The organism is Sorangium sp. So ce327, assembly GCF_051530205.1.
In the GTDB taxonomy this organism is placed as follows: Bacteria; Myxococcota_A; Polyangia; order Polyangiales; family Polyangiaceae; genus Sorangium; species Sorangium cellulosum_B.
Genome location: NZ_CP150330.1, coordinates 6,756,934 through 6,769,385, shown reverse-complemented (window position 1 = coordinate 6,769,385; position 12,452 = coordinate 6,756,934). Strand labels below are relative to the sequence as shown.

Annotated in this window: 3 protein-coding genes; all 3 read left to right on the top strand. The window is 70.8% G+C overall.

Features of this window, described 5'->3' with window-relative positions; genetic code table 11:
* Positions 1 to 114 precede the first annotated feature (114 nt).
* The 3 genes from WME95_RS25250 (at position 115) to WME95_RS25240 (ending at position 12,146) form a co-directional block, all read left to right on the top strand.
* Complete coding sequence (locus tag WME95_RS25250; RefSeq protein ID WP_437910937.1) at positions 115 to 1,008, top strand: hypothetical protein; 894 nt, start codon at positions 115 to 117, stop codon at positions 1,006 to 1,008.
* Positions 1,009 to 2,008: 1,000 nt separating this feature from the next.
* Complete coding sequence (locus WME95_RS25245) at positions 2,009 to 6,997, top strand: nSTAND1 domain-containing NTPase (protein WP_437910936.1); 4,989 nt, start codon at positions 2,009 to 2,011, stop codon at positions 6,995 to 6,997.
* Positions 6,998 to 7,022: 25 nt separating this feature from the next.
* Entirely contained in the window at positions 7,023 to 12,146 is a 5,124-nt protein-coding gene (locus WME95_RS25240; protein WP_437910935.1) for an nSTAND1 domain-containing NTPase, read from the top strand.
* Positions 12,147 to 12,452 lie beyond the last annotated feature (306 nt).

Below are 12,452 nucleotides of genomic sequence, written 5' to 3'. Positions count from 1 at the left end.
GTAGGGAACGCGCGGCGACCGTCCACCACCCACCCCGCTGGCGCGCAGCTTGCAATCGGCCGACGCCGCTGAACGCTCCAGGCCTGTCGACGAGCGCCAGCGAGGAGAAACGACATGCCGAAAGCGAAGTCCGTGAGCGCACCCCGGACCCCGGGAGCGCGGCCCGGGCCGTCCGAGCCTTCCGAGGCGTCCCTGCCGCTGGCGCTCACCGCCGCCGAGCAGGATCTCCTGGGTCGCGCTCTCCGGTTCCTCGTCAACGTCCAGGCCGCGCCGTTCATCGCGCGGGCGCGTCGCGAGGGCTACGCGGCGAACGATCACCGCGAGGGGTGGCGGCTATTCAAGCTCGCCGCGGGCGAGCAGCGCCCGCTCGAGCACCTCTTCGCGGAGGCCGCGAGCGGCGGAGGCGTCGAGGGCGCCGAGCGGATGCAGCTGCTCCGGGAGGTCGAGGTCTTCGAGAACACGTGGTTCCCGCGAACGCGCGCGATCATCCGCCGCGTGGTGCAGCGCGAACGGCGCGACGGCTTCGAGGCCGCGTTCTTCAAGCACCTGGAGCCGCAGCCGCTCGGGTCGACGGTGGTCATGTCGGTCGGGACGTACCTCCGCCGCCTCGAGGGGCTCGCCAGGAACAGCGATGGCGACGCGAAGAAGGTCCACAAGACGCTCGCGGCGCGCGGGCTGACCGAGGCGAAGGTGCAGCAGGTGCGCGATCTGCTGGCGAAGCTCGAGGCCGGCGCCGGGGCGCAGGCGCAGCCGCCCCGGGTGCCGGCGGCCGAGCTGGCGAGGGCCTGGCGGGAGCAACGGGAGGGGATCGAGGGCCTGCGGGGCTGGTTCAACGATTGGGCGACGACGCTGCGGCAGGTCTTCCCGGTGAATGCGCAGATCCAGCTCGGCCTCACGGCCGTGAGGCGCACGGCGGCCGCCGGAGTGGTGATCGAGGAGGACGTGTCGCTCGACGAGGACGAGGGCGCCGACGGCGAGGTCACCGGCGCGGAGCCGCCGGTCGGCTGACGCTCTTCGGCCGCCGCGGTGCCGGACCAGCACCCGCGGCGCCCGCGCTGCCAGCGCAGATCCCGCGCGCAGGCCGCACAAGTGGCGGGGGATGGGAGCCTGCGCGGCGCCAGGCCGCGGAGGCGGCTACGCAACCGCTTGCTCTCTTCCGCAATGGTTTGCGGCATCCAGCAAAAGGTTGCGCTCCGAGGGCCCCGGCGGAACACGTCCCGCACGGCACGAGCACGGCTGCGTGCAGGCGGCCGCGCTGCAAGGGAGACTCGCCCCGTCGACTGGGCTCGTCGTCCGAGCCACGACTCGGTTCTTCGCCTGAACGACGATTCGGGCTCGTCGCCCGGGCCATCCCTGTGCCCGTCGCCTGAGCCACAGCCCGGCTCCTCGCCTGAGTCTGAGCGATGACTGGGCTCTTCACCTGCGCGATGACTGGACTCGTCGCCTGAGCCACAGCCCGGCTCCTCGCGTGTGCCACGGCTCGGCGCCTGGGAATTGCCGCAATGCCGAGCGCCCTGAAATGACGGAAGAATAGGAGGAGAACGACGGAAGCCCTGGTGTGAAGAAGAGGGGCTGACGCATCCGAGGCGCCGACACCGGACGATGTGGGGGGGTATGCTATAGAACCTCCCAACAGGCAGCGACGGTTGGCTGCTTGAGCATCGGTCCGGGTACGCCGTCGGGTTCTCTCGCCAGAGCGGCGCGACGAGCTCGAGATTCGGGAGCGTTGCGTGTCGACAGGGGGTGGGGACGTTTCGCCCAGGGCCGCCGCGCGGGCGTGGCAGCGATCGGAGGGGCCAGGATGAGCCGCGAGACCCTCGCGCCAGGGACGGTGTTCCAGGGTCGCTATGAGATCCTGTCCTGCTGCCGAGCGAGCGGCCGAACGGTCGTTTACAGGGGCCGGCGCATCAGGGGCGGTGTGCCGATCGTGCTCCAGATTCTCCGTCTGCCTCGCGATGGAGAGGGCAGGCACCCTGCGCGGCGCTCCGTCTCGCGGTTCCTGCGGGAGATGCGCTCTGGCACGCGGCTCCACCACGCTCCGATCGTCCGGCCCGTCGACTGGGGGCACGCCGGCGAGGGGCGGCTCTATACCGTCTTCGAGCTCATGCCGGGACACACCCTGCGGGAGGTGATGCCGTCGGAGGACGACCTGCAGCAGCACGCGCTCGGCGCGACCCTTCCGCAGGCGACGCTCGAGCTCAAGGAGACCCCGCGCCGCGACGCCGAGGCCCAGGAGCACAGACAGCCGGACCGGCCGGGATCGGGCGGAATGCGCGGCGAGCGTGGCGAACCGGTCGAGACCACGCTCGCGCTCGCCGGCCTGGCACCCACGGAGGCGTCGGCCGGCGTGACGCCCGAGGAGCGCGCGCGCGAGGCCGCAGCGCCGTCGGTAGACGACGCGCACGACGCGCACGGCGCAACCACGGTGGGGGGAGCGACGCCGACGGGGCGCGGTCCGGGATCCGCGCTGCCCGACGTCGGCGGCACGATCAAGCATTACGAGATCATCCGCAAGCTGGGCCGGGGCGGCATGGGGATCGTGTACCTGGCCCGCGACACGAAGCTCGGGCGCCTCGTGGCGATCAAGCTGCTGCTCGAGTTCAGCGGACAAGGAAACGAGCGCTTCCTGGACGAGGCGCGGGCCACGGCGCGCTGCCGTCACGAGAACATCGTGGTGATCCACGAGGTCGACGAGATCCGCGGACACCCGTACCTGGTGCTGGAGTACATCAAGGGCCGCACGCTGAGCGAATGGCTGACCCAGCGCGAGCACCCGAGCGCGCCGGGGCCGCTCGCCGCGATAGGGCCGTCGGGCCCGATGTCGCCCGGCCAGGTGGTGGAGGTGATGATCCCGGTCGCCCGCGCGCTGGTCTGCGCGCACGAGCTCGGGATCGTGCACCGCGATCTGAAGCCGGAGAACATCCTCATCGACGACGCAGGGAGCATCAAGGTGCTCGACTTCGGGATCGCGAAGCAGCTCGACGCCAGGGTGATGTCGACGCTCACGGGCACGCAGGCGACGCTCGCGCGAGGCCACGGCGATGGCCACCGGAGCGGGCTCATCGGCACGCCGGCCTACATGTCGCCCGAGCAATTGCTGGGCGGGGACGTCGATCCTCGCAGCGACCTCTGGGCCGTGGGCATCCTCCTGTACACGCTGCTCGTGGGGGCGCACCCGCTCGACCCGTTCTCCGTCGCGCGGCTCGCGGACATCGTGAAGCTCGATCTCCCCATGCCGCGCGTGAGCGCGCGGCGCCCGGACGTGGGCGCGCTCGGCGACCTCGTCGATCGGTGCCTTAAGAAGCGCCAGCACGAGCGCATCGGCTCGGCCAAGGAGCTGCTCGCGGAGCTGGAGGCGCTGCTGCCCGGTCGAAAGGCGCTCGAGCTGGGCGACGACGAGAGCCCGTTCGCCGGGCTGTCCGCGTTCCAGGAGTCGGACGCGGCGCGCTTCTTCGGCCGCGATCGCCAGATCGCCGCCACGACGACGCGGCTGCGCTACCAGCCGCTCCTCACGGTCGTCGGGCCGTCGGGGGCGGGCAAATCGTCGTTCGTGCGCGCGGGGGTGATCCCCGCGTTGAAGCGCGGTAGCGAGCGGTGGGAGACGTTCATCGTGCGGCCGGGGCGCCGGCCGCTGTCGGCGCTCGTCGATGTGCTCGCGCAGGTGGTCGAGTCCGAGGTGGCCAGCACGGGGTCCGGGTCGGCCGAGCTCCCCGACCACGACGGGATCGTCGCCACGCTGCGCGCCCAGCCGGGGCACCTGGGCGCTCGCCTGCGCGCGCGCTGCCGCCGCGAGGGGACGAGGCACCATGTCCTGCTCTTCGTCGATCAGTTCGAGGAGCTGTACACGCTCGGCGCCAGCCGCGAGGAGCGGGCCGCGTTCGTGGCCTGCCTGGAAGGCGTGGCCGACGACGCGTCATCGCCCCTGCGTGTGCTGCTCGCCGTCCGCTCGGACTTCCTCGATCACATGGCCGATGACCACGATTTCGTGATCGACGTGACGCGCGGTCTGTCGCTGCTGCCGCCGATGGGGCGCGACGGCCTGCGCGACGCGCTGACGAGGCCGCTGGAGGCGGCCGGTCATCGCTTCGAGACGCCCGAGATGATCGAGGACATGCTGGGCACGCTGGAGAGCACGCGGAGCCCGCTGCCGCTCTTGCAGTTCACGGCCGCGAAGCTGTGGGAGGCGCGGGATCGCGAGCACCGGCTGCTGACGCGAGACAGCTACGAGCGGCTGGGCGGCGTGGCCGGCGCCCTGTCTGCGCACGCGGACGCGGTGCTCTCGGCGCTGCCGGTGCGCGAGCAGCGGCTGGCCCGCGCGGTGCTCGTGCGCCTTGTCACGCCGGAGCGCACGCGCGCGGTGGTCAGCCTGGAGGAGCTCCATGGCGTGGCGCAGAGCGGCGGGGCTCCTGCGGGCGAGGCGATCGACCAGGTGGTCCAGCACCTGGCCGCCGCGCGGCTGCTGCTGATCGAGACCGGGGGCGAGCGCGAGGGCACGACGGTGGAGCTGGTGCATGAGTCGCTGATCGAGCGGTGGCCCAAGCTCCGGCAGTGGCTCGCCGAGGGCGAGCAAGACGCGCAGTTCCTGGCCCGGCTGCGCGCCTCGGCGCAGCAGTGGGAGGCGAGCGGCTGGGCCGAGGGGCTGCTCTGGCGCGACCGCGCGGCCCAGGACGCGAGGGCATGGTACGAGCGCCGGCGCGCCGCGCAGGGCGCCGATGGGCGAGCGGGGCTGAGCAAGCGCGAGGAGCGCTATCTCCTGGCCGTCGTGGAGCTCGCCGAGCGCGCGCGGCGCTTGCGACGGCAGTTTGCTGTCGGCCTGATCGCGACGCTCAGCGCGTTCGCGGTGATGGTGTCGTACCTGGCGATCCGCGCGCAGGCGGACGCGCTCCTGGCGCGCAATGCCACCCGCATGGCCGCTGCGCGCGAGCTGCAATCCGATCCCACGACGGTGCTGGCGCTCTTGCGGGAGGTCGAGCCGCCCGAGGTGCCGCGCGGGTGGGCCACCCTCGCGCGCTGGGCGCTGCACAGCTGGGTCGCGCGCGTGGTGCTCACCCATCCCGATTTCGTCATCCGCGCGGCGTTCAGCCCCGACGGCAAGCACATCGCGACGATCTGCGCGGACAGGGCCGTGCGGGTGTGGAACGCCGACGGCACGGGCGAGCCGCTGGTCCTTCGTGGCCACGACGCGCCGATCAACTCGGTGGCGTTCAGCCCCGGCGGCGAGCGCATCGTGACGGCGTCGGACGACAGGACCGCGCGGGTGTGGCGCACGGAGGGTGCGGGCGAGCCGCTCGTCCTCCGCGGTCACGAGGACGGGGTCTATTCGGCGGCGTTCAGCCCCGATGGCGGGCGCATCGTAACGGCGTCGTTCGACCGGACCGCGCGGGTGTGGAAGGCGGACGGCACGGGCGAGCTCCTCGTCCTCCGGGGTCACCCGGAGCCGGTCTATTTCGCGGCGTTCAGCCTCGACGGCGGGCGCATCGTGACGGCGTCGTTCGACCGGACCGCGCGGGTGTGGAAGGCGGACGGCACGGGCGAGCCGGTTGTCCTGCCCGGTCACGAGGATGCCGTCTACTCGGCTGCGTTCAGCCCGGATGGCAAGCGCGTCGTCACGGCGTCGTGGGACAAGACGGCTCGGGTGTGGAACGCCGATGGGTCGGGCGAGCCCCGGATCCTGCGCGGCCACGAGGATGTCGTCTACTCGGCGGCGTTCAGCCCGGATGGCGAGCGGATCGTCACGGCGTCGTGGGACAAGACGGCGCGGGTGTGGAACGCCGACGGGTCGGGGGAGCCTCGGATCCTGCGCGGCCACCAGGATCGGGTCTACTCCGCGGTGTTCAGCGCCGACGGCGGGCGCATCGTCACGGCGTCTTATGACAAGACGGCGCGGGTGTGGAACGCCGAGAGCACGGGTGAGCCCCTCAGCCTCCGTGGTCACGAGGATGCCGTCTACTCGGCTGCGTTCAGCCCCGATGGCAAGCGCATCGTCACCGCGTCGTGGGACAGGACAGCGCGGGTGTGGAACGCCGAGGTCGCGGGGGCGCCCGTGATCTTCCGTGGCCACGAGGGGGAGGTGTTCTCGGCTGCGTTCAGCCCTGACGGCGAGCGCATCGTCACCGCGTCCGACGACAAGACGGCGCGTGTGTGGAACGCCGACGGCTCGGGGGAACCGCTGGTGATCCGTGGTCATGCGGACAGGGTTCGCTCTGCGGCGTTCAGCCCCGACGGCAAGCGCATCGTCACGGCGTCCTTCGACAAGACGGCGCGCGTGTGGAGCGCCGACGGGTCTGGAGAGCTCGTGGTGCTCCGTGGTCACGCCGACAGGGTGCGTTCGGCGGCGTTCAGCCCCGACGGCGAGCGCATCGTCACCGCCTCGTATGACAACACGGCGCGTGTGTGGAACGCCGATGGCACGGGCGAGGCCGTGGTCCTGCGAGGGCACGATCGTTGGGTCGTATCGGCGGCGTTCAGCCCTGACGGCAAGCGTGTCGTCACGGCGTCGTGGGACAAGACGGTGCGGGTGTGGAACGCCGACGGCACAGGCAAGCCCGTGGTCCTGCGTGGTCATGAGCACCTGGTCAATGCTGCGGTGTTCAGCCCTGATGGCAAGTATGTCGTGACCGCGTCCGACGACAAGACGACGCGGATATGGAATGCCGACGGCACGGGCGAGCCCCTGGTGCTGCGCGGGTCCGACGCGTCCGTCAACGCGGTGGCGTACAGCCCCGATGGCAAGCGCATCGTGACCGGGTCCGACGACAAGGTCGCGCGGGTGTGGACCGACCTCGACCCGCTCCGCGGCGTCGATGACCCGAAGCTGTGGACGGCGACGACCTACTGCATGCCCGTCGAGCGGAGGATCGAGCTCCTTCGTGTGCCCGAGTCGGCCGCCCGGGCGAGCCAGGAGGCCTGTCTGCGGCAGGTCGCCGCGGTCCGCGCGGCGGGGCCGGGGGGGCAGGCGGACTCGGGGGGCCGGCTGCGCGGCACGGCCGGCCGATGACGAGCCTTATCGATGCGGGGTGAGGATGTTTCGCCTGAAGCTGGCGCACGAGGCGGCGGCGAGCCGAGGAGCCGGGATGAACCGGCGGATCCTGGCGCCCGGGATGGTGTTCCAGGGCCGCTACGAGATCTTGTCATGTTTTCGGGCGAGCAGCCGAGCGGCCGTCTACAAGGGGCGGCTGATCGAGAGCGGTCAGCCGATCCTCCTTCAGATCCTGCGCCTGGCGCGGAATGGAGCTGGCGCGCATCTGGTGCGGCGTGGCCTGGCGCGATTCCTGCGGGAGATGCGATGTTGCACGCGGCTCCACCACCCCCGCATCGGCTGGCCCATCGACTGGGGGCACGCTGGCGAGGGGCGGCTCTATGCGGTCTTCGAGCTCGTGCCCGGACGTGCGGCCGGCGTGGAGGGCAGCGGGCGGGAGGGGCTGGAGCCGAGAGGAGAAGGGGCGAGCGGAGATTCCGAGATTCTTGTGCGGCGACGGCCGGACCACCCGATCGCGAGCGGAGCTCCTGGCGAAGAGGCGGTGCGCACGCTCGCGCTCGCCGGGATGGCGCCCACGGAGGCCGCGGCCGACCTGGTGCCCGAGGAGCAGGCGCAGAAGGCAGCGCTCCCGCCGACGCAGGATGGGAAGACGCTGGTGGGAGCGACGCTAGGCGAGCGCGCTCTGGATTCCGTGCTACCGGACGCAGGCGGCACGATCAAGCATTACGAGATCATCCGCAAGCTGGGCCGGGGCGGCATGGGGAGCGTGTACCTGGCGCGGGACACCAAGCTCGGGCGCCTCGTCGCGATCAAGCTCCTGAGCGAGCACAGCGGGCAAGGGAGCGAGCGCCTTCTGGCTGAGGCGCGGGCCACGGCGCGCTGCCGTCACGAGAACATCGTGGTGATTCACGAGGTGGACGAGATCCGCGGACACCCGTACCTGGTGCTCGAGTACATCAAGGGCCGCACGCTGAGCGAATGGCTGACCCAGCGCGAGCACCCGAGCGCGCCAGGGCTGCTCGCTGCGATAGGGCCGTCCGGCCCGATGCCGCCCGGCCAGGTGGTGGAGCTGATGATCCCGGTCGTCCGCGCGCTGGTCTGCGCGCACGAGCTCGGGATCGTGCATCGCGATCTGAAGCCGGACAACATCCTGATCGATGACGCAGGATGTATCAAGGTGCTCGACTTCGGCATTGCCAAGCAGCTCGATGTCCAGAGGATGTCGACGAACACGGGGGCGCGGGCGGCGCTTGCGGGAGGCGGTGACCTGGGCCATCGGAGCGCGATCATCGGCACGCCGGCCTACATGTCGCCCGAGCAACTGCTGGGCGGGAACATCGATCCTCGCAGCGACCTCTGGGCCGTGGGCATCCTCCTGTACACGCTGCTCGTGGGGGCGCACCCGCTCGACCCGTTCTCCGTCGCGCGGCTCGCGGACATCGTGAATTTGGATGTTCCAATGCCTGGCGTCAGCGCTCGGCGCCCGGACGTGGGCGCGCTCGGCGACCTGGTCGTCCGGTGCCTCAAGAAGCGGAAGCAAGAGCGGATCGGCTCTGCCAAGGAGCTGCTCGTCGAGCTGGAGGCGCTGCTGCCCGGCCGAAAGGGGCCCGAGCTCGGCGAAGGAGAGAGCCCGTTCGCAGGGCTATCGGCGTTCCAGGAGTCGGATACCGCGCGCTTCTTCGGTCGCGATCGCGATGTCGCCGCCATGACAGCGCGGCTGCGCTACCAGCCGCTGGTCACCGTCGCCGGTCCCTCCGGGGCGGGCAAATCGTCGCTCGTGCGCGCGGGGGTGATCCCTGCGTTGAAGCGCGGTAGCGAGCGGTGGGAGACGTTCATCGTGCGACCAGGGCGCCGGCCGCTGTCGGCGCTCGTCGATGTGCTCGTGCAGGTGGCCGAGCTCGAGGTCGCCGAGCACGACGGGATCGTCGCCACCTTGCGCGCGCAGCCGGGGCACCTGGGCGTTCGGTTGCGAGCGCGCTGCCGCCGTGAGGGGGCGAGGCATCAACTCCTGCTCTTCGTCGATCAATTCGAAGAGCTCTATACTCTTGGCGTCGCGCCCGAGGAGAGGGCTGCGTTCGTGGCTTGCCTGGAAGGCGTGGCCGACGACGCGTCGTCGCCCCTGCGCGTCCTGCTCGCCATTCGCTCAGATTTTCTCGATCGAATCGCCGATGAACACGATTTCATGGGCGATGTGACACGCGGCCTCAGCCTGTTGCCGCCGATGGGGCGCGAGTGCCTGCGAAAGGCGTTGACGAGGCCGCTGGAGGCGGCTGGTCATCGCTTCGAGACCGCGGAGATGGTCGAGGACATGCTGGGTACGCTCGAGAGCACGCGCAGCCCGTTGCCACTCCTTCAGTTCACGGCCGCGAAGCTGTGGGAGGCGCGGGATCGCGAGCGCCGGCTCTTGACCCGAGACAGCTACGAGAGGCTGGGCGGCGTGGCTGGCGCCCTGTCCGCGCACGCGGACGCGGTGCTCTCGGCGCTGCCGGCACGCGAGCAGCGGCTGGCCCGTGCGGTGCTCGTGCGCCTGGTCACCCCCGAGCGCACGCGCGCGGTGGTGAGCCTGGATGAGCTTTACGGCAGCGCGGCGGGCGGCGAGGAGGGGGCGCTTCTGGCGATCCCCCAGGTGGTCCAGCACCTGGCCGGTGCGCGGCTGCTGCTCATCGAGACCAGCGGCGAGCGCCAGGGCACGACCGTGGAGCTGGTCCATGAGTCCTTGATCGAAACGTGGGCGCGGCTCAGGCAGTGGCTTGCGGAGAGCGAGCAAGACGCGCAGCTCCTGGCCCGGCTAAGGGCCGCGGCCCAGCAGTGGGAGGCGGGCGGGCGCGCCGAGGGGCTGCTCTGGCGCGACCGCGCGGCCCAGGAGGCCCGAGCATGGTACGAGCGTCGCAGCGCTGCGCAGGGCGCCGAGTGGCGCGTAGGGCTAGGCAAGGGGGAGGAGCGCTATCTGCTGGCCGTCGTGACCCTCGCCGAGCGCGCGCAGCGCTTGCGGCGGCGGCTCGCGATGGGCGCGATCGCCGCGCTCGTGGTGATCGCGCTCCTCGTATCTTACCTGGCGCTCCGCGCCGACAAGGAAGCGGAGCATGCGCAGACCGAAGCCCTTCAGGCGCGCAATGCCACCCGAATGGCCGCTGCGCGCGAGCTACAGGCCGATCCCACGACCGTGCTCGCGATCTTGCGCGAGGTCGAGGCGCCTGATGTGCCGCGAGGCTGGGCCGCTCTCGCGGGCTGGGCGCTGCACAGCTGGGTCGCTCGCGCGATGCTCACCCATCCGGACGGCGTCGTGTGTGCGAGCTACAGTCCTGACGGCGAGCGCATCGTCACCGCATCCTGGGATAAGACCGTGCGTGTGTGGAACGCGGATGGTGCGGGCGAGCCCCTGGTCTTTCGAGGTCACGACAGCGTCGTTCGTTCGGCGGTGTTCAGCCCTGACGGCCAGCGCATCGCGACGGCGTCGCACGACAAGACGGCGCGTGTGTGGAACGCGGATGGTACGGGCGAACCCCAGGTCTTCCGGGGTCATGAAGCTCCGGTCCATTCGGTGGCGTTCAGCCCCGACAGCAAGCGCATCGTCACCGCGTCCTGGGATAAAACCGTGCGTGTATGGAACGCGGATGGTACGGGCGCACCCCAGGTCTTCCGGGGTCATGAAGCCCCGGTCCATTCGGCGGCGTTCAGCCCCGACGGCAAGCGCATCGTCACCGCGTCCATGGACGGGACCGCTCGGGTGTGGAATGCGGATGGCACGGGCGAGCCCTTGGTCCTCCGTGGTCATGAGGAGGGGCTCTATTCGGCGGCGTTCAGCCCCGACGGCAAGCGCATCGTCACCGCGTCCCTGGACAGGACCGCGCGCGTGTGGAACGCGGATGGAATCGGCGAGCCCCTTGTCCTCCACGGCAATGAGGAGCAGGTCTCTTGGGCGGCGTTCAGCCCCGACGGCAAGCGCATCGTCACCGCGTCCCTGGACAGGACCGCGCGCGTGTGGAACGCGGATGGAATCGGCGAGCCCTTGGTCCTTCGTGGCCACGACGATGTCGTCTACTCGGCGGTGTTTAGCCCTGACGGCAAGAGCATCGTCACCGCGTCCTTGGACAGGACCGCGCGCGTGTGGAGCGCCGGTGACGTGGGCGATCCCGTCGAGCTTCGCGGTCACAAGGATCCGGTCGTTTCGGCGGAATTCAGCCCTGACGGCAAGCGCATCGTCACCGCGTCGTTGGACAGGACCGTACGCGTGTGGCGCGCGGATGGCGTGGGCGATCCTTTGGCGCTGCGCGGTCACAAGGCCCCGGTGTTTTCGACGGCGTTCAGCCCCGACGGCAAGCACATCGTCACGGCGTCAGGGGACAAGACCGTACGCGTGTGGAGCGCGGATGGCGTGGGTGATCCCTTGGTGCTTCACGGTCACGGGGATCCGGTCTTTTCGGCGGCGTTCAGCCCCGACGGCGAGCGCATCGTCACGGCCTCATGGGACAAGACCGTACGTGTGTGGAGCGCGGATGGCGTGGGCGATCCCTTGGTGCTTCGCGGTCACGAGGATCCGGTCGTTTCGGCGGCGTTCAGCCCCGACGGCGAGCGCATCGTCACGGCCTCATGGGACAAGAGCGTACGTGTGTGGAGCGCGGATGGCACAGGCGAGCTCCTGGTCCTGCGCGGTCACGAGGGTCCGGTCTTTTCGGCGGCGTTCAGCCCCGATGGCAAGCGCATCGTGACTGGGGCATGGGACAAGACCGCTCGCGTGTGGAACGCCGACGGTACGGGCGAGCCCCTGGTCCTGCGTGGTCACGAGCACTGGGTCAGTTCGGCGGCGTTCAGCCCCGACGGCACGCGCATCGTCACCGCGTCCCGGGACCACACGGTGCGGATATGGAATGCGGATGGCACGGGCGAGCCCTTGGTCCTTCGCAGCTCCGATTCCCCGGTCAACAGCGTGGCGTTCAGCCCCGATGGCAAGCGCATCGTCACGGCGTCTGACGACAAGATCGCGCGGGTGTGGACCGACCTCGATCCTCTCCACGGCGTCGATGACCCGAAGCTGTGGACTGCGACGACCTACTGCATGCCCGTCGAGCGGAGGATTGAGCTCTTCCGCGTGTCCGAGGCCGTCGCTCGGGCCCACCAGCAGGCCTGTCGGCGCCGGGTCGACGCAGCCCGCGCGGCTGCCCCTTGAACTCGGCCGTTGGACCACGCGGCACGGCCGACCGATGACGGGCGTTGTTCCCCCGCCTTGTACATGCTGCCAGGGCGGGCCGGCGCGCAGCGCGGGATCGCGGTCTGCCCGGCGGCCAGGTTGCTCACCCGAGGTGCGACTGCAATAACAGGGTGCCACGAACAACAAGACCATTGCGCGGAAATCGCTGGAACGTCGAGTGAACTGAGATTGTGGGGAAGGGAGCCGCCCGGGCATCCAGAGCGGCGATGCCGGACGGGGCGGGGGGACGATGCCATCGAGCAAGGATAGGCAGCAAGGCTGCCT

Bases quoted from the DNA above. Each gene is read 5' to 3' on its own strand.
- WME95_RS25250 (WP_437910937.1), top strand. From the start codon at position 115: ATGCCGAAAGCGAAGTCCGTGAGCGCACCCCGGACCCCGGGAGCGCGG.
- WME95_RS25245 (WP_437910936.1), top strand. From the start codon at position 2,009: ATGCGCTCTGGCACGCGGCTCCACCACGCTCCGATCGTCCGGCCCGTC.
- WME95_RS25240 (WP_437910935.1), top strand. From the start codon at position 7,023: ATGTTTCGCCTGAAGCTGGCGCACGAGGCGGCGGCGAGCCGAGGAGCC.